General features: G+C 54.2%; 19 protein-coding genes. 10 read left to right on the forward strand and 9 right to left on the reverse strand.

Annotated features, from left to right (window positions below):
* Window positions 1–46: 46 nt before the first annotated feature.
* Entirely contained in the window at window positions 47–1,066 is a 1,020-nt protein-coding gene (locus ACO0LH_RS01170; protein ID WP_422939207.1) for an alpha/beta hydrolase, read from the forward strand.
* A gap of 56 nt (window positions 1,067–1,122) precedes the next feature.
* Here the strand turns inward: ACO0LH_RS01170 and ACO0LH_RS01175 are convergent, their stop codons facing one another.
* A complete protein-coding gene (locus ACO0LH_RS01175; RefSeq protein ID WP_422939208.1) occupies window positions 1,123–2,019 on the reverse strand; it encodes a LysR substrate-binding domain-containing protein in 897 nt (298 codons plus the stop codon).
* Window positions 2,020–2,116: 97 nt separating this feature from the next.
* Between ACO0LH_RS01175 and ACO0LH_RS01180 the strand changes: the two genes are divergently transcribed.
* Window positions 2,117–3,334 (forward strand): MFS transporter, encoded by a 1,218-nt coding sequence (locus ACO0LH_RS01180; protein ID WP_422939209.1) that lies wholly within the window; start codon window positions 2,117–2,119, stop codon window positions 3,332–3,334.
* A gap of 87 nt (window positions 3,335–3,421) precedes the next feature.
* Entirely contained in the window at window positions 3,422–4,486 is a 1,065-nt protein-coding gene (locus ACO0LH_RS01185; protein ID WP_422939210.1) for a YiiG family protein, read from the forward strand.
* A gap of 182 nt (window positions 4,487–4,668) precedes the next feature.
* On the opposite strand, the gene ACO0LH_RS01190 is transcribed toward ACO0LH_RS01185, so the two are convergent.
* Window positions 4,669–5,952 (reverse strand): MFS transporter, encoded by a 1,284-nt coding sequence (locus ACO0LH_RS01190; RefSeq protein ID WP_422939211.1) that lies wholly within the window; start codon window positions 5,950–5,952, stop codon window positions 4,669–4,671.
* A 147-nt stretch (window positions 5,953–6,099) separates the two neighbouring features.
* On the opposite strand from ACO0LH_RS01190, the gene ACO0LH_RS01195 reads away from it, so the two are divergent.
* On the forward strand, window positions 6,100–7,068 hold the full coding sequence (locus ACO0LH_RS01195; RefSeq protein WP_422939212.1) for a LysR family transcriptional regulator: 969 nt from the start codon (window positions 6,100–6,102) through the stop codon (window positions 7,066–7,068).
* A gap of 68 nt (window positions 7,069–7,136) precedes the next feature.
* On the opposite strand, the gene ACO0LH_RS01200 is transcribed toward ACO0LH_RS01195, so the two are convergent.
* From ACO0LH_RS01200 to ACO0LH_RS01225, 6 genes are all read right to left on the reverse strand, one after another.
* A complete protein-coding gene (locus tag ACO0LH_RS01200; protein WP_422939213.1) occupies window positions 7,137–7,763 on the reverse strand; it encodes an NADPH-dependent FMN reductase in 627 nt (208 codons plus the stop codon).
* A gap of 392 nt (window positions 7,764–8,155) precedes the next feature.
* A complete protein-coding gene (locus ACO0LH_RS01205) occupies window positions 8,156–8,641 on the reverse strand; it encodes a hypothetical protein (RefSeq protein WP_422939214.1) in 486 nt (161 codons plus the stop codon).
* Window positions 8,642–8,881: 240 nt separating this feature from the next.
* Window positions 8,882–10,522 carry a hypothetical protein gene (locus ACO0LH_RS01210; protein WP_422939215.1) on the reverse strand — a complete coding sequence of 547 codons (1,641 nt, stop codon included), beginning with the start codon at window positions 10,520–10,522 and terminating at the stop codon, window positions 8,882–8,884.
* A gap of 69 nt (window positions 10,523–10,591) precedes the next feature.
* On the reverse strand, window positions 10,592–11,002 hold the full coding sequence (locus tag ACO0LH_RS01215) for a DUF1801 domain-containing protein (protein ID WP_422939216.1): 411 nt from the start codon (window positions 11,000–11,002) through the stop codon (window positions 10,592–10,594).
* A gap of 46 nt (window positions 11,003–11,048) precedes the next feature.
* The gene (locus ACO0LH_RS01220) at window positions 11,049–11,984 is read right to left on the reverse strand and encodes a TIGR02285 family protein (protein ID WP_422939217.1); all 936 of its coding nucleotides are present in this window, start codon (window positions 11,982–11,984) and stop codon (window positions 11,049–11,051) included.
* 111 nt (window positions 11,985–12,095) lie between these two features.
* A complete protein-coding gene (locus ACO0LH_RS01225; protein WP_422939218.1) occupies window positions 12,096–13,220 on the reverse strand; it encodes a hypothetical protein in 1,125 nt (374 codons plus the stop codon).
* A 284-nt stretch (window positions 13,221–13,504) separates the two neighbouring features.
* On the opposite strand from ACO0LH_RS01225, the gene ACO0LH_RS01230 reads away from it, so the two are divergent.
* The 5 genes from ACO0LH_RS01230 (at window position 13,505) to ACO0LH_RS01250 (ending at window position 17,044) form a co-directional block, all read left to right on the forward strand.
* The gene (locus tag ACO0LH_RS01230; protein WP_422939219.1) at window positions 13,505–14,038 is read left to right on the forward strand and encodes a hypothetical protein; all 534 of its coding nucleotides are present in this window, start codon (window positions 13,505–13,507) and stop codon (window positions 14,036–14,038) included.
* A gap of 343 nt (window positions 14,039–14,381) precedes the next feature.
* Window positions 14,382–15,053 carry a GntR family transcriptional regulator gene (locus tag ACO0LH_RS01235; protein WP_422939220.1) on the forward strand — a complete coding sequence of 224 codons (672 nt, stop codon included), beginning with the start codon at window positions 14,382–14,384 and terminating at the stop codon, window positions 15,051–15,053.
* 32 nt (window positions 15,054–15,085) lie between these two features.
* The gene (locus ACO0LH_RS01240) at window positions 15,086–15,604 is read left to right on the forward strand and encodes an isochorismatase family protein (protein WP_422939221.1); all 519 of its coding nucleotides are present in this window, start codon (window positions 15,086–15,088) and stop codon (window positions 15,602–15,604) included.
* A gap of 11 nt (window positions 15,605–15,615) precedes the next feature.
* Window positions 15,616–16,812, forward strand: a complete 1,197-nt coding sequence (locus ACO0LH_RS01245) for a trans-sulfuration enzyme family protein (RefSeq protein WP_422939222.1) — start codon at window positions 15,616–15,618, stop codon at window positions 16,810–16,812.
* A gap of 52 nt (window positions 16,813–16,864) precedes the next feature.
* A complete protein-coding gene (locus ACO0LH_RS01250) occupies window positions 16,865–17,044 on the forward strand; it encodes a hypothetical protein (RefSeq protein ID WP_422939223.1) in 180 nt (59 codons plus the stop codon).
* A gap of 16 nt (window positions 17,045–17,060) precedes the next feature.
* Here ACO0LH_RS01250 and ACO0LH_RS01255 read toward each other — a convergent pair whose 3' ends face one another.
* A complete protein-coding gene (locus tag ACO0LH_RS01255) occupies window positions 17,061–17,900 on the reverse strand; it encodes an oxidoreductase (RefSeq protein ID WP_422939224.1) in 840 nt (279 codons plus the stop codon).
* 184 nt (window positions 17,901–18,084) lie between these two features.
* On the opposite strand from ACO0LH_RS01255, the gene ACO0LH_RS01260 reads away from it, so the two are divergent.
* Window positions 18,085–19,071, forward strand: coding sequence for an AraC family transcriptional regulator N-terminal domain-containing protein (locus ACO0LH_RS01260; protein ID WP_422939225.1), 987 nt, complete (start codon window positions 18,085–18,087; stop codon window positions 19,069–19,071).
* The last annotated feature ends 58 nt before the right edge of the window (window positions 19,072–19,129 follow it).

The raw sequence follows: 19,129 nt of genomic DNA on the forward strand, positions 1-19,129 counted from the left end.
TCTTCTCACCCTGTCCACACGAACATTTTAACAACTGGAAACCACCATGAACAAGCTTACTACCGTCCTGACCGCCACTGCCATCAGCCTTGCTTTCACCAGCGCCTTTGCCGCAGGCAGCCCCGGTGTAGAACCCACCACCCAGGCTTTCCTTGAAGCCCTGCAAGCCAGTGGCGGCAAGCCCCTTGAACAATTGCCCGTGGCAGATGCACGTGCCGTGCTGGTGGGTGCGCAGGCCGGTGTGAAACTGGTTTTACCCGCCGCTGATGTTTCAGAAAAAACCATCCGTGTTGATGGTGCCGACATCAAACTGACCATCGTCCGCCCGGCCGGTGTCAGGAAAACCCTGCCCGCCTTCATGTTCTTCCACGGTGGCGGCTGGGTGCTGGGTGACTTCCCTACCCATGAACGCCTGGTGCGCGACCTGGTTGCCAGCTCCGGCGCTGCTGCCGTGTTTGTCAACTACACTCCATCACCAGAGGCAGCTTATGGCGTCGCCATACAGCAGGCCTACGCGGCGACCAAATGGGTAGCGCAACATGGAAAAGAAATCCAGCTCGATGGTAGTCGTCTGGCAGTGGCCGGCAATAGCGTGGGTGGCAATATGGCAGCCGTGGTCAGCCTCATGGCAAAAGACAAGGGCGAACCCACACTGCGTGCACAGGTCTTGCTGTGGCCGGTGACAGACGCCAATTTTGACAATGCGTCGTACACCCAGTTTGCTGACGGCCACTTCCTGACACGCAATATGATGAAATGGTTCTGGGACAATTACACCACTGATGATGCCAAACGCAAGGAGATCTATGCATCGCCCTTGCAAGCCAGCACAGCGCAATTAAAAGGCTTGCCGCCTACGCTGATACAAACCGCCGAATTTGATGTCCTGCGCGATGAAGGCGAAGCCTATGGCCAGAAACTGGACAGCGCAGGTGTAGCGGTGACGACCGTGCGCTACAAAGGCATGATCCATGACTTTGGCCTGCTGAATGTCTTGAGCACGGTACCGGCAGTACGGTCAGCGATGTTGCAGGCAGGTGGAGAACTGAAGCAGCGCTTGAAATAATTTCTGCTTCATCAGGCGTGGCAATGGGTCAGACTGATGCCACGTCTTTTCTGATTTCAGCTTTTGTCCAGTGCCAGCCTTGTCGCCAAAAAATTCACGAACGCCGCTACGCGTGGCGCCATGGCTTCCTGTTTGTAGAACACGGCCCACACGGGCTGTACCCACGGCACGCTGGATGCGGCCAGCACCGGCAGCAAACGCCCCTGGGCACGGTCAGTCGCTGTCATGAAATCGCCCAGGCAGGCAATGCCTGCACCATTCAATACCAGATGCCGCAGGGTTTCGCCGCTCGATGCGCTGACCACAGGCGTTATCTCCAGCCCTTCCACGCCGCTTGCCAGTTTCAGGGGCCAGGTATTGAGGCTGACCGGTGTCGTAAAGCCCAGCAGGCGGTGCTTGTGCAGCTCAGCCACGGTTTGCGGCTCGCCATGCCTGGCCAGATATTGTGGTGAGGCTACCAGCCGCATACGGCTGCTGCCCAGGCTGCGTGCATGCAGGCTGGAATCTGCCAGGTGGGCGATGCGTATACCCAGGTCGGCACGTTCTTCTATGAGGTCAACGATGGTTTCGCCGCTGACCAGTTCCAGTCTTATCAGGGGATAGCATTCCAGGAAATCAGCAACCAGCGGTGCGATCATGTGATCAAACACCGGCGTTGCCGCATTCACGCGCACCAGGCCAGATGGCTGCGGCATCCTGGCGAGCAAGTGTTCTTCAGTCTCATGCAGGTCAGCCAGAATTTTTCTGGCTCTTTGCAGCAGCCATGCGCCTTCTTCAGTCAGATCAAGGCGACGTGTCGTGCGCGTCAGCAAGGTCATGCCCAGTTGCGCTTCCAGCCGCGAAATCGTGCGGCTGACGCCAGACGGGGTTTGCCCCAGCCTTTCTGCCGCAGCGGAAAACGACCCGGTATCCACCACGGCGACAAAGCCGGTCAGGCTCTCTACTGACAACATTCGTGACTCCCAGTCAAAAGTCTAGTGTAGCCGCAATGATTTTTCTTTGCTGGCATTTGCCGCACACTAGGCTACTTTTTCAACGCAAGGAAAGATTATGCCTCTCGCCCTATGGGCGCTGACACTCAGCGCTTTTGCTATCGGCACGACAGAATTCGTCATCGTCGGCCTGATCCCCACCATCGCCGACAGCCTGCATGTATCCGTACCATCGGCCGGTCTGCTGGTCAGCCTGTATGCGCTCGGTGTTGCCATTGGTGCACCAGTGCTGACCGCACTGACCGGCCGCGTGCCACGCAAGCAATTATTGCTGGGGCTGATGGCCCTGTTCACTGTGGGTAACCTGGTCGCCTGGCTGGCGCCCAACTACGCCGCCCTGATGGCCGCCCGGGTCCTGACCGGCCTTGCACACGGCGTGTTTTTTTCTATCGGTTCCACCATTGCGACCAGCCTGGTCTCCAAAGAAAAAGCGGCCAGCGCCATCGCCCTGATGTTTACCGGCCTCACCGTGGCACTGGTCACCGGCGTGCCGCTGGGCACTTTCATCGGCCAGCATTTCGGCTGGCAGGCGACCTTCCTGGCAGTGTCACTGCTGGGGGTGATTGCCGTCATTGGCAGCGCCCTGCTGATACCCAGGCACATTGCAGGCAGCGTCCCGGCAAGCCTGCTGACACAGCTCGCCGTGCTGAAAAAACCGCGCCTGCTGCTGGTCTACGCAATGACAGCGCTGGGCTATGGCGGCAGCTTCATCGCCTTTACCTACCTTGCCCCCATCTTGCAGGACATCAGCGGCTTCAGCGCGTCCTCAATCGGCCTGGTGATGCTGGTATATGGTGTGTCGGTTACCTTTGGCAATATCTGGGGTGGCAAACTGGCCGATAAAAAAGGCCCGGTCAAGGCACTGCAAATCGTATTTGCCTTGCTGGCCCTGGTCTTGCTGGTGCTGACTTTTACTGCCCATGACAAATGGCTGGCCTTGCTGACCGTATTGGCCTGGGGTGCAGTGGCCTTTGGCAATGTGCCGGGTTTGCAGGTGTATGTCGTACAACGTGCAGAACACGATGCGCCGCAGGCCGTCGACGTCGCCTCTGGCCTCAATATCGCCGCCTTCAATGTCGGCATCGCAGGCGGTGCCTGGGCTGGCGGCCTGATCGTCACCCATCTCGGCCTGATGGCAACACCGTGGATAGGTGCACTGGTGGTAGTGGGTGCGCTGGGCTTGACGACACTGGCAGGCCGGCTGGACAAGATCGATGTCCAGACCGGGAAAGGCATCATCACACAAAAACCGCATGCGGCGGTGGTGATGCATTAAGCCTGTTCAACAGGCATTGTAACAAACTGTTGCATCTTTAAAATTACATAAAAGCTAAGATGGCGCATCTCATCATTCAGGACATTTATGAATGCGCCATTGCATACGCCAGCACATATCGCCAGCAAGCTGACCATCCGCCTGCTGCTTGCGCTGGCGGCCACAGCACTGCTGCCCGCATGTAGCAAAAAGCCGGACAATGCCGGCCTTGCGAGCACAACTCCGGCGCCTGCCTCAGTTGGCAATAGCCAGGCCACGCCGCCACTGACGACACCTGCCGAAGACAAGTCCAGTCAGGCAGCCAGCAAGCTGCAAGACTATATCGCCTGCTACAACAGCCTTGACGGTGATACCCACCGCAGCATTGCGCGTTACCGCAGCTGGGTCAAGGACATGAGCAACGGCCCCAGCGGCAAGGAAGTGGTGGTGTATGGTCTCTATAAAATCGATGTCGACCATATCAGCAGATGCAAGGCGAGTTTTGCGCAAACCGCCAAAGCCTCGCCTGCCTTGCCCAGGCTGGATGCCGCCGCCGAGAGCTACATCAATGCCCTGGCCGAACTGGGTGCCTTGGTGGCAGACGCCGAACAGTATTACAGCCGCGAAAACTACAAGGATGATGCCTTTGCCAAAGGCCGAAAACTGCACGCGCCGCTGGCCGCCAGCATGAAGACTTTTGAAGAAAAAAGCACGGTCTTTTCTGATCAGATAGAAGCGGAAAATGATCAATCGCTGGATGCAGAAATGCAGCGTCTGGAAAAAACCGAAGGCCGCCAGTTACCCTATCTGCACATGGCCTTCATGAGCAAGGCCAAGCAATTGATGCGCATGCTGGGCGAAGAAACTTTCGATGCCGTGGCCGCTGGCAAGCTGCTGGCTGATTATGAAAACCTGGCGGACGAAACAATTGCCTATGTGAAGAAAAACAGCGACAGCGCATCCAGCGGCTGGTCACAGCTGGAAAGAAAAACCGAAGATTTCCGCAAGGCCGCCAAAGAACGTGTCAGGCGCATACGTGACAAGCAGGCGTATAGCGAAGGTGAAAAAATGATGCTCAAACCCGGTTCAGCCTGGATGGTCGATGGCAGCCAGGAAAAAGTGATGCGTGCCTATAATGACCTGATCGAGGCCAGTAACCGTTTGAATCGTTGAGAGAAAAGCTTGCTGGCAAGATGTAAAACGATGCCTTGAAGCCCATCGTTTTACATCTGAAAACAAACCAGAACAGCTGCACCAAAATTCTCCTCCGCACTTCTCTGTGTCTCTGTGGTGAGTTTTTTGGTTTTGAATTTGCTGTCAATCAGACTTCTACGCACTACATCAAAACATGGACATCACACTTTAGCAGCAGGCACTTTCCAGAAACGTACCGCCAGTGCCGCCAGCGCAGTCAGCGTCGCCATGCCTGTCACCCCTGTCCAGCCAAACCTGGCCAGCAAGATACTACCCAGCGTTGCCCCTGCGGCCATGCCAATGAACATGCCAACAAACAGGACGGCATTGAGGCGGCTGCGTGCACCGTTGTCTATGCCGTAGACTATGGTCTGATGCGCAATCAATGAACTTTGCACACCCAGGTCAAAACCTACCGTGCCTATGCCCAGCAACCACAGTTGCGCTGTGGGTGGCAGCAAGGCACTGAAGTTCATCGCGGCAAAAGACACTGCGGTCAAGCCGGCACCGAGTTTTGTGACCAGTTCCGGCCCGCGTTTATCTGCCAGATGCCCAGCCAGCGGTGCGGCCAGTGCCCCGGCTGCACCGGCGATGCCAAAAGCACCGGCCACGGCACTGCCGAGGTGGAAAGGTTCAGCATGCAACATCACCGCCAGGGTAGACCAGAACGCGCCAAAGCCCATCGCCAGCAAGCCTTGCGCCAATGCGGCGCGGCGCAAGGCACCATAGCGGCGTATCAGCTCAAGCAGGGAACCCAGCAAGGCACGGTAAGACATGGTCGTAGTTGGCACAAAATGCGGCAGCCCGCGCCAGATGGCAACCCCGATTGCAGCAACGCCGCCAGCAGCTACGACAAACATGGCGCGCCAGCCAAAATGCTCTGCCACAAAGCCACTGATCACACGCGACAGCAAGATGCCCATCAGCAGACCTGTCATGACCTTGCCCACCACCTTGCCACGGCGGGATTCATGTGCCAGCGTGGCAGCCGCAGGAACAATGTCCTGCGCCATGGTGGCGGTAAGCCCTATCGCCAGGCTGGCCAGCAACAGCACGCCTAAAGAATGCGCAAACGCCGCCGCAATCAGGGCAGATACCAGCAAGCCTGCTTTGACGAGAATGATATTGCGGCGGTTATGCCGGTCACCCAGCGGGGCCAGCAACAAAATGCCCAGCGCATAGCCGAGTTGCGTCAGGGTGGGCACATAACCGATATCGAGATTACTGACACCGATGTCGGTCGCCAATACGCCCAGCATGGGCTGGCTGTAATACAACGAAGCCACCGATAAGCCGGCTCCGCTGGCCAGCAGCAAGACCAGCGGTGGTGACGGTTGCTGATGCACTGCCTCTGGCATTGCCGTCATGGCAACGGCAGGCCTGGCAGCTGTGGCAGCGCCTGCCGGTAAAGTAATTTGGTCATGCGAATTATGAATGGAAGACATGGTTTGATCCTTCTTTAATGCAAATCGGCTAAAAACTGGGGCAGAAACGGCATGCATGACACCCTTCCCTTCTATGAGACCCAGTGTAAGCGCCATGACTTTGAAACGGTAGTAGCAGGCCGCGCAGATTTGTTATACATTAAACGTATGACCAAAACACTGATCAAGGTTCCAGACCATGCCGCCACCGCCGCCCTCATGACGGGTGCCGGTGACCGCATAGAACTGATGCAAACCTTTGTACGCATCGTGGAAGCAGGCAACCTGTCTGCCGCAGCGGCTCAGTTGGGCACGACCCAGCCCACAGTCAGCCGCCGCCTGCAATCTCTGGAACAGTTCTTGGGTGTGCGCCTGCTGAACCGGTCTACCCACAGCATGCGGCTGACCGCCGATGGTGAGCGCTGTTATGAACATGCGAGAAACCTGCTGGTCAGCTGGGCCGCTTTTGAATCCGACCTGCGCGGCAGCAATGAAGAACCTGAAGGTGTGCTGCGCGTGGTAGCACCGCATGCATTTGGGCAGCAACGCCTGATCAGGCCGCTGGCTGATTACCTCAAACGGTATCCGCAGGTATCGGTGGAATGGCTGCTGCATGATGACACCTCGGCGCAAGATTTCATTACCGACGGCATAGATTGCGCAATACAGGTCGGTGAAATTGCCGACTCTGCCCTGGTCGCCATCAAGCTGGCAGAAGTGCCCCGCATCGTCGTCGCCTCACCATCTGTGCTGGCGGGTGGGCAGATACCGCAGCAGGCCATTGACCTGGCTGGCCTGCCGTGGCTGTCGCTGCGTACTTTTTACCGCAATGAAGTCTTCCTGCACCATATGCACACCGGCGAAGTGCAACGCCTGGCCATCACCCCGCGCATGAGCACCGACAACCTCTATGCGCTGCGCACCGCTACCCTGGAAGGCCTGGGCATCGCCATTGGTTCAGCCTGGATACTGACCGACGACCTGGCCACAGGCCGCCTGGTACAACTGGCCCCACAATGGCAGGCCACCCCGCTGCCCGTGCACCTGGTTTACCCCTATGCACGCTTTTACCCCGCACGCCTGCGCAGGTTTATCGAGGTGATACGGGCGGCGGTGCCGACGACGCTACATGGGTAATTTTTCAAGATCGGCTCGCAACAAAACTGCAAAACAGCCCTGAATTTTTCAATCCAAGACTTTGATTACTAACGCTTTGCCCTGATCCGTAGCGCCGATGGCAATGACTGCACTTCGGAACGGGCGTTCTTGAAAACCTTGGCCAGCCAGGCAAGATCATCAAGCATGACGCTCAGGTGCACATTTGTTATCGGGTTGGTCGCCTGCCCATCCGCATCAAAGGCGGTTGTCACCAGCGGGATAAGTGTCGATGCACGGACAGGGATAGCCTCGGTTTCCACCATGATCTGGGTCAAATGTTCAACTGCCCGCGCCGCAGCCGTAGGGCCCAGGCTGTAAGCGACAAAAGCGACTGGCTTGCGGCGAAAACTGAAAGAGAAAAATACTGTATCAATCGCATTTTTCAGCACAGCAGGCATGCTGCGGTTATATTCTGGTGTGACGATGATGTAGGCATCGGCTTCCCTGATCTTTTCGTTCCAGCGTTTTACCAGTGGATCAGAATAGGTGGGATTGCTGAAATCACCGACACTGGCAATGGTCTCCTGAAAAAAGGGCAGATTCCATTCCCGCAAATCCAGAACCTCGACATCAAAGTCGCCATGCGACTGTGTCAATGGCAACAGCCATTGACAAACGGCATCGGCATTTCTGCCTTCACGGGTACTACCGATAATGATCTTTAGTTTGAACATATATGCCCTTAAAGTGATTGATGTAGTGATTGATGTAGCGCCTCTTTGTTTTGGCACCATCATTATAATCATATTTATATAAACTTGTTTATATAAATTTTACACCCACCTGCAGGGGGGCTTAGTGGTGCATGCGGAATGCGGCGAAAATTGGCTGACGCCCTGGGTGTGCCAGTCAGGATGCAGCCTGGACGTTTACTATGACAGGGGATAAGCAGCAAGATTCGGTAGCCAGGACAATGACAGGCAATATCATTGCCCGTCAAGCTAGTTTGCCTGCGCGTACGCGATTCTGCCACAAGCATACACAGGCCATTTTGCCCTGCCATGAAAGGAAAATTTGTTTCACCAGCAGTTAGCTACCCCGTCTTTAAGATAGCTAAATGGAAAAATCACTCAGCATGCCCGACGACCACATCGTCTATGCATTGCCGCCATCCTGCGATATCGCTTTTAGGGCGATTGGCTGCTTCACAGGCTTGCACTTCCTTGATGATGATTCGAATTTTATCGAAATTGAGCAAACGTTGACGGGTTGCCTTCATCTTGCAGACACTCCAGTCAAAATAGGAATACGATTCTTTCGACCATTCACGTACGGCAAAGGCAATTTCTGCACGCCCCTGAATGATGTTTCTCAACAGGTCAGGGCGATTCCCATCTGTCTTTGACAATTCATCAAACGCGGCAGTATTGGCGGCTTTTTCAGTCAGACCCTGGTCGCGGTATTTGGTGACCGTCAGGGCGATCAGCGAAGATATCTGGCATTGATTTGCATCTGCTTCTGACATCGTTTTTATTTCTTGCGCCTGCGTTACAGTGCTGGCAGCCAATCCCATACAAATGACTGCTGCATTGAAGACAAAATTGATTTTCATGTTTATATTGGTGTTCCACATATGGTTAGCAAGTGCGCTCATGGCGACAGCATTTCGGCAGCTAGTTAGCTGAAGTCGATGTCTGTTACCTTTTACGCCAGGAGATTTTGAACCGGTGACAATCTTGCCATGCGCAACAAGGTGATGCAAATCCAGGTGCAAATCCAGATGCGCAATGAAAATGGTAGCTGGAGGCCCCGAGAACGCATTTCACGCACAGGATGAAATGCGTTCCAACTTCTATAAATCCAATTTCTGCATCAAGCGCTGCATATCAACTTCATAAAATTGCGGTATCTCGAAACCTTTTTTACACGGCACCATGATGCTTGTTGCATTTTTCAAACCCAAAATCACCTGGCCACGTGACGCACAGGCTTGTATCATTTCATCGACCAGCAGCGAAGAACCGAATAAATTTTTGCCCTCCATCTGGTGGATCTGCATACCTTCCTTAAAGACGCCGCAATCCTTGATATCACCTACGACGAAAGCATCTTTATCAGTGTAAAAACTGGCCTTGCCATGGCAGTTTTCTTCCATCAAGGCGACGAATGCCATGCGTTGAATATTGGCATATTGTGCTGGCGGTGGCGGCGCGGGTTTTGCCAGCTTTGTGCGGGCCAGAAAATCGGGCCAGATTGCTGATATGGTCTGGGCACCAAGCAATTCAGGCAGCCAGTGCGGCGTGCAATTCTTTTTTCTCCCACATTCCAGGGCTTGTTCAAAGCTGGTCGCGGCCCCTGTTTCAAAGCTGTGATAGTAGTCATTCATTTGTTGCAGCGGGCCAGCATCATTCTGACGCACGGCCAAACCCATGACGTGCAATGCAAGCCCACATTCGTAAGGCACAGAGCCGCTGGTCGCCAGATTCTTTGGCAAGGCTTGCCAGCTATACTTGCCTGTTTTCGTAATACAGTTGGAAATGGCAGTACTGATTTCCGTGGCGGCATCTTCAGGGCTGACCCGTCTGGTTTTCAAGCCAGCCATCCAGCGTAAATATTCAGCGCCGCCTTCGATGATGAACGCAGTACGTTCTCCGCTTTCTTTGGCTTGCTGTGGTTGAAAGCGATGCGCAAATTCATGCCATACAAATTTTCTCAGCCTCTCTTCACTTTCTGCACTGGATTGCAGCGGCCAGTTATACAAGGACAGACGCAGGACATCGCCAGCGTCCCCCCAGAAACCTGGCACACCGCCGTTCTGTTCTATGCTTGCTGCCAGAATGGGTTTGCGAAAGCTGACATCTGGCAAAGCCTTTTGATAAAAATCCACTGCCTGGTCAGCCATGCCCTGCAGTAGCTGAATATTTTCTGCCCCTATCGCCGGGTTGAAATAACTGATGGCACCCGTTTTTGAGGCGATTTGATTTTGCAATAGCAACACCGCCATGTATTTGCCATCAGGTGCGTCATACGACGCCGTATTCTGGAAAACCTGTCCTTTAAACGCAATGCTGCCAGGCGCTGAAAACCGATAGGCAACAGTGCCGCAGGCATCGCTGACAGCATAGCTGGTGGTATTGGCATACATACCCTCTCCCATGGGAAAGGCACCTGGCGCTACGCGATCATAAAACTTGCTGGTTGCAGGTACCCGGAAACGAAGGCCCGGGCATGTCTTGCTGGTTCTGGTGAGCGCCGTCCCGTCAACAGTACCGCAACCATCCAGGGCTTGCCAGCTTGAACGAATTTCGCTGCCAAACCTGGGCAGGGTTTCTTCATTCAGGAAAGGCAGGGCATCACATTGTTGAGGTAACTGGTAACTGACTTCCAGTTCCTGTGGTGAGATCAGTTTCAGGTGGACAGTGACATCAGCAGCCCTGGTTTGAGAGAACAGCAAACAAGCACCTACAGCGATACCTAAAGAGCGAAGTTTCATTATCGAGATTTCTGTTAAGCTGATTTTGCACGCCAGACATGGCGCACTTAAAATGATAATCGTGCAACATTATGCCTTGCCTTTGGCAGTAACAGCTTCTTTAATCAGGGTTTCGAACACCTTCATATCAATATCTGCCAGTTTGCGTATGTAAAGACAGCCCTTGCCTGACCTGGTCTTGCCCAGGCTGGCCAGCAATTGTTCATGATTGGGTGCGGCCCTCAAACCGTAGACGCTGATGTCGCCCTTGCGAGAGGCAAAGCCGACGAGGCAGATATCCCCTTCACGACCACTTTCATATTGATAGTGGATACTGCCAAAGCCGACTATGCTGCTGCCCCACATGACGGCGGGCTGTCTGGTGACCTTAGTCATCAGCTTGATCAATGCCTGGCAGTCTTTGCGTCGTGATTCATCATCGATGGCGGCAATGTATTCTTCTACGCTTTGCTCAGTTGCCTTGGTTTGATTGTCTGCCATGATGACTTCCCAAATAATGATCTGGTGCGTTGGAAAAAATTACAGCTTATTTGCGCGCCCTGGCCTTTTGTGGGAATGCCTGGGCAAACACCTGGCGTGCCAGTGGCCGCGCATCTTCGTTCAACCGGGCTTCATAATAACTGGCGACAGCTTCGAGTATTTCGCGCCGCGCAAATACGGTATTGATCTGACGTATTGCCTGTTCACCAAATGCGCCTTTGGCGCAAACGGCATGGCCCGGCAGGTAGGCAGGCTGTTCCAGTAAGGGGAAGAATTTCAGGTCGATGAAATCAGCCGTATCTTTTTCATTCAAAAAACTGGCTTCATAGGGAAAGCCCAGCATCAGGTTGACGCGGCCCAGGGCATTCATCTGGAACAGACTTTTGGCAGGGTTGGTGGTGCTGTTGATATAGACGTTTTTCTTGTCTGCATAGCTCAGCAGCATCTCGTCTATACCTGCCCCATAGCTGCGACCATTGTGCACACCGACGACCAGGTTTTCATCAGCCAGCAGATCACGCAAGCTGAGCTTGTCACCAGCGCGCAGATAAGGCTTTAACTGCGACACCAGCGCGGCAGGCAGCATGGCGCCCGGCGGTATCTGGGCAAAGAAAGGGCTTGAAAAAAGCATGGTTTTTTCACGCTCAGGTTTTTTCAGCAAACCCAGGGCGCAGGCAGTGGGGTCCTCCTTAAGCATCAGTTCCAGTCGCTTCAACGGCACATTGACGATCTTGTGCTGATAGCCGGGCATGCCGGGTATCAGGTGGCGCTGCAAGGCCAGGTCAATGATGCCCTGTCCCTTGTCCGGCCCTTCCTGTATATACAGTGGCGGTAGCTGGTAGGTGTACCAGGTGATGACAGGTGCGCCATGCGCCAGGCCTGTCCAGCAAAATGCCGCCGCGACCAGGATAGCCAGCACGAGCATACGCATGATGCGTATGTCGCGACTGCCGTAGTTATATCTGCCTGAAGACTGATGCATGCGCACTGTTCCGGAAAAAATCACCATGCCGGAAGTATGTCATACCAGCCCGCTTTGGCAAGTGGCCTGTGTCATCGCCGTCACTATTTCGCTATGGTGTCACTACTTTTCCTAAGGTGTCACCACTTTGCAGGCAGCGCTTTTAGCATTGCCTGTTGTACTGACACCAAACACGGCCTGCAAACCGCATTGCGAACCGAACATGCCTTCCTGGTCATGGCCTATGCCGATGACATCGAAATAGCGGCGCAGGGGCTGGTCGGAAGACGTGTTTCTGGCTGGCGAAACAGGTGGCAATTTTTTTGCCAGGTAAGTTTCATATTGCCAGTAGGCATGAGCGCGTTCATAGCGGTTTGGCCCTTCTGCCTCAGCCCCGCATGATTTATCCAGCACGCGGTGATTGGGGTCATTGTCTTTCGACCCGACCAGATAGGTGACATGGCGCTGCATATGACGCCGGTAAAGATCTTCAGCACTCATCTTGTTGGCATAGGCGACCATCTGCTGCATGCCATAGCGGTAATCATCATACGCCGCGCACAGCCTGGCATCGTAGGGTACAAAGCCGCCACCCGCAGTTGGCCGCTCCGGCGTGAAATACAGGTAAGAAGACGGGTTGGCAATCACATATTGGACAGCAATGCCGTTGCTGCGCAGGCGTTCATCGACATGATTCAGTACGGCATAGCGATGCATCAGTTGCCCGCCACCTGAATGCCCGGCGAAGGTGATTTTTTCCAGCAGCGGCAGACGGGCTTTATCAGCCAGCATCAGCGCCAGGTCATCGAGCACGCTGAGCGAACTCAATTGTGCCGGTGTGGCGGCGCCTGCCAGGGCAAAATCACCCCCTGTCCAGCCTTGCACCGACCAGACCGGCATGCGGTCAAAACCCTTGGCCTGGTCTGGCGTGCCAGGGAAATTGGGGGCGATGATCAATACCTGTTCATCAGGCAAACCCGCCGTTTTCAGCAATTGCATGGCGGCCGCAAAATAGTCATCACCATTGCGCTGTATGCCATGCTGGACGAAAATCACATGGCGGATTTTTGTCAGATCCGCTTTCAGGTCATGATTGGCATACACGGGAAAGTCATAGGCGCGCAATTTGTCAGCAACATGCAGGCTGACGCGCTGCCAGACAGGAGCCGTTTCAGCCAATGCGGGGTTTGTGTTTATACCGGCTGTGACCAGGCACGCCATGATCAGGCCCCGCCATGTGTTTTTGAATGTTGTCATGCGCTTTCCCAGTTTTTACGTGTGTGGCGGTGATGATAGAACATTTTGTGGGAGTAAACTTGAGTTGAAATGTATCCGAGTTTATCAAACGCCACTGGATTCCTGCCTGCGCAGGAATGACGAATTTGGGGGTGCTGGCGCATTCCAGTGGCGTTTGTTGCACACCAAATTATCTTGCATCAAGACTCTATAGTGACGCTTTACGCTACCATGACTCATGACCATCATTTCATGGAATGCAGTGTTTCGTTAATAAACCAAGATTGAGAATACAATCCCACACTATGGTCAAACCTGTTACCAAACTCAAACACATGAAAATGCCTATCAAAAATAAACTGCTGACCCCCGGCCTCTTCACAGTCATCCTTCTTGCCAGCCTGGGTAATGCCCACGCGCAGGAAGAAATCTGCAAGGACGCCACCACCGCCAGGCAGCAGGCCGATACCATAGACGAAGATATCGCCAGTTTTCGCACCCGACAAAAACAGTCAGAGCGCAAGGCGCAATCAGAAATAGATGCAGCGGCAGACAAACTGGTGGCCACCGGCAAATGGACAGCCCAGCAACGCCAGGATTTTTTCGGCGTGCAGGTTGCTTCAGATTATTTTACGGATTACGAAGCAAAGAAAAAAACCGCACTTGATTTTTACATGATCGCCGCACAATCCATGGTCAACGCCAAGAAAAAGGGCGATATCCAAACAGCCTGCAACGGTTCTGTCGGCATGCGCACAATGTTGAAACTGATAGGTAGCTATAACGACAAGCAATATGCCCATATGCTGGAAGCACTGACACAGCAAACCAGGCCCTGATGTGTGACGGCTGGCCCAACGACCAGCGACGCCGCCACAGGCCAGGTTTTTAAACCTGGCTGGTGCAGCCTGGGTACGTAGATATTTGAGAACTGTTAAGGAATCAAGCTGGCATTTCTGCGTTACTGCGTGGTTACTTCGCCTTTCCAGAGGCGCCAGCTTATCTTCATTTCACAACAGCCTATTGATAAGCTCTCAGCTAAAAAAATAGGCAAATCTGTGAAGCAAACCTGTCAATTTACGTGTGGTATATTACATATTACTTGTAACGAACTCGCAAAATATAACGAAAAGCGAGCTTGCCAGCCATTTTCATTACACAGACTTACCTGAAACAAACAGCATGCCCATACCTGTCATCACGCCTGTCATTCCCCGTTCGCTTGCGCGGGTAGACGTTTATCGCACCATTAAGCAATGGATCATTGAACTCCAGCTTGCTCCAGACGAAATCCTGCGCGACCATGAACTGGCAGAGCGCCTGGGTGTATCACGCACCCCTGTGCGGGAAGCCTTGCGCCAGCTGGAAGATGAAGGCCTGGTTGTCACGCGCTTTCACAAGTGGACAAAGGTAGCGCCTTCAGACATCAACGAGATCGCTCAGCTCTACCCCGTACTGGCCGCGCTGGAAGCGACGGCGGCTGAACTGGCCTTGCCACATCTGTCACGTGCTGACCTGGCACAGTTAAATGACATCAATACCGCACTGGCGCTGGCGATAGCGCAATCTGACATCCAGGCGGCGACAGCATGGGATGCGCAATTCCATGCCCTGATCGTGCAAAAAAGCCAGAACACGGAAATCGAAAAAATACTGGCCAGCCTGCTGCCACGAGTCAAACGCATAGAGCTTGCGCATTTTGGCAACCAGCTGGTGGCCGCGCATTCAGTGACTGAACATGAAGCCATCATCCAGGCACTGCAAAACGGTGATGCCGTGGCAGCAGCACAGGCGATGAAGAAAAACTGGCAACTCGACGCTGCCGACCTGGCATTGATCAAACCGCCTCTGTAAAAATCTGTCTATATTTATTCCAAGGAACACCTATGCAATCTGCCCTGCTTATCATCGATTTCCAAAACGCCATTTTTACAGAGCCGGCTGCCTGGCAGGCTGACCTGGTGCTGCAACGCATACAACAACTGATCGCCAGGGCGCGACAGGCAGGCATGCCTGTTGTCTACGTACAGCATGATGAAGCGGGTACGATATGGGAACACGGCAGCCAGACCTGGCAGTTTCCCGCTGCGATTACCCCTTTGCCTGGTGATTTTGTCAGCCCCAAGCAGCATAGCAGTGCCTTCCAGAACAGTGCTTTCCAGGCCGGCCTGGCAGAGCGGGGCATACAAAAAGTATTTGTCTGCGGTTATGCGACTGAATTCTGCATGGACAGCAATATCCGTCAGGCTGCCAGCCTGAACATCTACACTGTGGTGATCAGCGATGCGCATACTACGCGCAATCGCCCGCACATGGATGCGCCAAAAATTATCGAACACCACAATTGGGTCTGGTCTGAAATGGGCCAGATCGATGTGGTGCCAGCTGACAGCCTGCCTTTTTAGAGAGTCTCACCATGCCGACTTCAAACGCCGATCCAAGCCGGGATTCAAGCCCAGATTCAAGCACCGACATCGCTACACAACTGGTGCAGCCAGCGCAGGGCCTGCCAGCAGGTTTTGCCTCGCTATCGCAGGGGGTGTTTCATGCCTCCACCATAGTCTTCCCGGATGTGGCTTCTTTCCTGGCGCGGCAAAACCAGGCTTATGATGGGTATAGCTATGGTCAAAACGGCACACCCACGCACTATGCACTCACAGGCAAACTGGCTGAACTTGAAGGAGGAGGCAAGACGGTACTGGTACCCACCGGCCTGGCCGCTGCCGTGCTGGTCAACAGCATGCTTTTGTCGGCAGGTGACCATGTGCTGTTGCCGGAAACCGTCTATGGCCCGACACTGGAAATGACCCAGGCTTTGTTCGGCAAATGGGGCGTCACCTGTACACTTTACCCTAACGATATCGCGGCAGATATCAGCAAGCTGTTCCAGCCGCGCACGCGGCTGGTATGGACAGAAAGCCCCAGCTCGAACACGCTGGAAATGCAGGATGTGCCAGCCATCGTCAAGGCTGCCCATGCACAGGGCATACTGGTGGCGATGGATAACACCTGGGCCACGCCACTGGGCTTTCGCCCCCTGGATGTGGGTGTCGATTTTTCCATCCAGGCCCTGACCAAATATGTGGGCGGGCATTCTGATCTATTGATGGGTGCGGTCAGCACACGTGATGAAAAAACCTACCAAGACCTGCGCGACACTGCTGAATTAATCGGCTATTACGTCGCCAGCGATGAATGCTTTCTCGCCCTGCGCGGCTTGCCCACGATGGCCTTGCGCATGGAAAGGCAATTCAGCTCGGCATTGCGTATCGCCCGCTTTCTGCAAGATCATGCGGCTGTTGCCAGCATCCATTATCCGCCGCTGGAAAGCGACACTTACCACTGTCTGTGGAAGCGCGATTTCAAGCTGGGTAGCGGCTTGCTGTCGTTCACGCTGAAGAACAATACTCTGCCCGCCATAGAAGATTTCGTTGCCGCCTTGAAGCTGTTTACGCTCGGTAACAGCTGGGGTGGCGTGCATAGCCTGGTGGCTGTTGCGCCCTTGCGCAAGACAGAGGATGCGTCAGACCAGGGCTGGCTGATCCGTTTGCATGTGGGTGTGGAAGACGTGAATGATTTGCTCAATGATCTTGGGCGGGCTTTGTCGGTCTAAAATTTTTTTGAAAATAAACTGCCAGATTCACTTGCACCGCCCTTGACTGAAAATGAGCTTGAAGTTCTACACCAGGCCTGTCGTCACAAAAAAAGGGGAGCCATGCCGCCATGACCCCATGACGCAAACCGCCAACGTGATTTTCCAGATCAGACAAAACCAGATCAGCCGTACCTGGTTACAGGTCGACCATCTGGGTTTGCTACAGCAAATCGGTGGTGTGGCAATCTGAGCGCAGGATACCTGGCTTAAAACGTCCCGTCTGTTGAAGTTGACAATACACGCCATTGCTGCAATTCCTGTGCATGCCTGTCGAGGCTGCCAGCTATCATGCCCACTGCATCTGAACCAGCGACGAAGCGCAATGGCGGCTGTGGCGCGGCACTGAGGCTCAGCAATGCCAGGCCCAGTTTGACCGGGTCACCCTGCTGCTGGTGATTATAGGCATCATAGGTCTGGCGGCTGGCGGCAGAAGATTCAGCATAGTCAGCAATCGCAATCTCCCCATAGCGAACTGAATTCTGGTCGAGGAAATCTGTCCTGAAAAAACCGGGTTCAACAATGGTGATATGGATGCCGAAACCTGCCACTTCCAACGCCAGTGATTCAGAAAACCCCTCAATCGCGAATTTGCTGGCGCAGTAAACCGATGCCCCTGAAAAACCGACAATGCCACCCACAGACGACAGGTTAAAGATATGGCCACGGCGCTGCTTGCGCATGATGGGCAAGACGGCACGTACCATGTTCATGCTGCCAAATACATTGGTGTTGAATTGGGTATTGATCTCTGCCGCACTGATTTCTTCAAACAAGCCCAGTTGCCCATAGCCTGCATTATTGACCAGTACGTCGATACCGCCGAATTGCGCAGTTGCCGCCTGCACCGCCGCCTGTATCTGTGTCGTGTCATTGACATCAAGGGCCAGTGCCAGCACGCGGGTGCCGTAACTGGCAAACAGTGTCTGCAATTTTTCTACCGAACGGCCAGTGACGACCACATTCGCACCGCTATCGAGTACAACTTTTGCAATTGCCGCGCCTATGCCGCGGGTTGCGCCGGTGATGAACCATGTTTTTTGCGTCATGATGTGCCTTAAAAATGAATGCCCGCCCATTGCGAACTGGCTGCCATCATAAAATTGCGGGGTATTTTTGCGAATGCCGGAATCTCGCACAGATTTGCCTGATCCTATAATTTGCAGTCGCTGGCCGTGCTCTGATGCCTGAGTTTTGTTACCATGATTGCCTGTTCCTATCGGTAGATACAGCATGTCAGCACATCAACCCACTACACACCCTGACCTGGCCCAGCGCATGGCCTATATCGTGGCGCAGATGGCATCGGAAGAAGGTTTCACCGCATCGGCACTGGATAATGTGCAGTTCATGCGCAGCAACCATGCATTTGCCCGCGCACCGGTCATGTATGAGCCGTGCATCTGCATCATCGTCCAGGGCAGGAAGCGTGCTTACCTGGGTGAAGCCAGTTATGTCTATGATGCCCAGCAATACCTGGTCGTATCAGCGCCATTGCCGTTTGAAGCAGACACAGAGGCGACGACGGAAAAACCCATGCTGGGTATTACCCTGAGTATCGACCAGGCACTGGCGGCTGACCTGGCGCTGGCCGTGGATGAGGCTATGCATGAGGCTGTCCATGAGGTTATGAACAAGGCCACTCAGCAGGACACCAATGCCCAGGCAGCCATTCACGATGCGCCGCCGGGTTTCATGTATTCCACCCGCGTCGATACCGCCTTGGCAGAAGCTGTCATGCGCCTGCTGCAAAGCCTGGCGTCACCGCTGGAAGCAAAGATACTGGCACCCGCCATCGTGCGCGAAATTTATTTCCGCGTCCTCATGGGTGAACAGGGGACGGCGATGCGGGCCGCGTTAAGCCAGGGCCAGCATTTCCAGAAAATCACGCGCGCCTTGCGCATTATTCATCGTGATTTCAACAGCAAGCTTGATGTGAACAGCCTGGCCAGGGAATCTGGCATGAGCGTGCCTGCCTTCCATGCCCATTTTAAAAACGTCACCATGACCACGCCTATCCAGTACATCAAGGCGATGCGCCTGCACAAGGCCAGGTTACTGATGATACGTGGCGGTATGAGCGCCTTCAGCGCATCCAGCAGTGTCGGCTATGAAAGCAGTTCGCAATTCAGCCGCGAATTCAAACGCCTGTTTGGCCGCAGCCCGCTTGATGAAGTCCAGCAGATGCGCTCGGTACTACGCTTGCGGCCAGCAGCTTAGTACTTGCGGATGCAGTTACTGCACCGAGATGAACAAGTTGTGCCTGCTGGCTCGACAA

The organism is Undibacterium sp. TJN19, assembly GCF_049339485.1.
Taxonomy (GTDB): Bacteria; Pseudomonadota; Gammaproteobacteria; order Burkholderiales; family Burkholderiaceae_D; genus Undibacterium.

What these genes read in the sequence shown, in the direction of transcription:
- ACO0LH_RS01205 (WP_422939214.1), bottom strand. Translation starts at nt 8,641, where the DNA reads ATGAAAATCAATTTTGTCTTCAATGCAGCAGTCATTTGTATGGGATTG.
- ACO0LH_RS01250 (WP_422939223.1), top strand. Translation starts at nt 16,865, where the DNA reads ATGAGCTTGAAGTTCTACACCAGGCCTGTCGTCACAAAAAAAGGGGAG.
- ACO0LH_RS01175 (WP_422939208.1), bottom strand. Translation starts at nt 2,019, where the DNA reads ATGTTGTCAGTAGAGAGCCTGACCGGCTTTGTCGCCGTGGTGGATACC.
- ACO0LH_RS01235 (WP_422939220.1), top strand. Translation starts at nt 14,382, where the DNA reads ATGCCCATACCTGTCATCACGCCTGTCATTCCCCGTTCGCTTGCGCGG.
- ACO0LH_RS01170 (WP_422939207.1), top strand. Translation starts at nt 47, where the DNA reads ATGAACAAGCTTACTACCGTCCTGACCGCCACTGCCATCAGCCTTGCT.
- ACO0LH_RS01225 (WP_422939218.1), bottom strand. Translation starts at nt 13,220, where the DNA reads ATGACAACATTCAAAAACACATGGCGGGGCCTGATCATGGCGTGCCTG.
- ACO0LH_RS01210 (WP_422939215.1), bottom strand. Translation starts at nt 10,522, where the DNA reads ATGAAACTTCGCTCTTTAGGTATCGCTGTAGGTGCTTGTTTGCTGTTC.
- ACO0LH_RS01260 (WP_422939225.1), top strand. Translation starts at nt 18,085, where the DNA reads ATGTCAGCACATCAACCCACTACACACCCTGACCTGGCCCAGCGCATG.
- ACO0LH_RS01220 (WP_422939217.1), bottom strand. Translation starts at nt 11,984, where the DNA reads ATGCATCAGTCTTCAGGCAGATATAACTACGGCAGTCGCGACATACGC.
- ACO0LH_RS01245 (WP_422939222.1), top strand. Translation starts at nt 15,616, where the DNA reads ATGCCGACTTCAAACGCCGATCCAAGCCGGGATTCAAGCCCAGATTCA.
- ACO0LH_RS01190 (WP_422939211.1), bottom strand. Translation starts at nt 5,952, where the DNA reads ATGTCTTCCATTCATAATTCGCATGACCAAATTACTTTACCGGCAGGC.
- ACO0LH_RS01195 (WP_422939212.1), top strand. Translation starts at nt 6,100, where the DNA reads ATGACCAAAACACTGATCAAGGTTCCAGACCATGCCGCCACCGCCGCC.
- ACO0LH_RS01180 (WP_422939209.1), top strand. Translation starts at nt 2,117, where the DNA reads ATGCCTCTCGCCCTATGGGCGCTGACACTCAGCGCTTTTGCTATCGGC.
- ACO0LH_RS01215 (WP_422939216.1), bottom strand. Translation starts at nt 11,002, where the DNA reads ATGGCAGACAATCAAACCAAGGCAACTGAGCAAAGCGTAGAAGAATAC.
- ACO0LH_RS01185 (WP_422939210.1), top strand. Translation starts at nt 3,422, where the DNA reads ATGAATGCGCCATTGCATACGCCAGCACATATCGCCAGCAAGCTGACC.
- ACO0LH_RS01200 (WP_422939213.1), bottom strand. Translation starts at nt 7,763, where the DNA reads ATGTTCAAACTAAAGATCATTATCGGTAGTACCCGTGAAGGCAGAAAT.
- ACO0LH_RS01240 (WP_422939221.1), top strand. Translation starts at nt 15,086, where the DNA reads ATGCAATCTGCCCTGCTTATCATCGATTTCCAAAACGCCATTTTTACA.
- ACO0LH_RS01230 (WP_422939219.1), top strand. Translation starts at nt 13,505, where the DNA reads ATGGTCAAACCTGTTACCAAACTCAAACACATGAAAATGCCTATCAAA.
- ACO0LH_RS01255 (WP_422939224.1), bottom strand. Translation starts at nt 17,900, where the DNA reads ATGACGCAAAAAACATGGTTCATCACCGGCGCAACCCGCGGCATAGGC.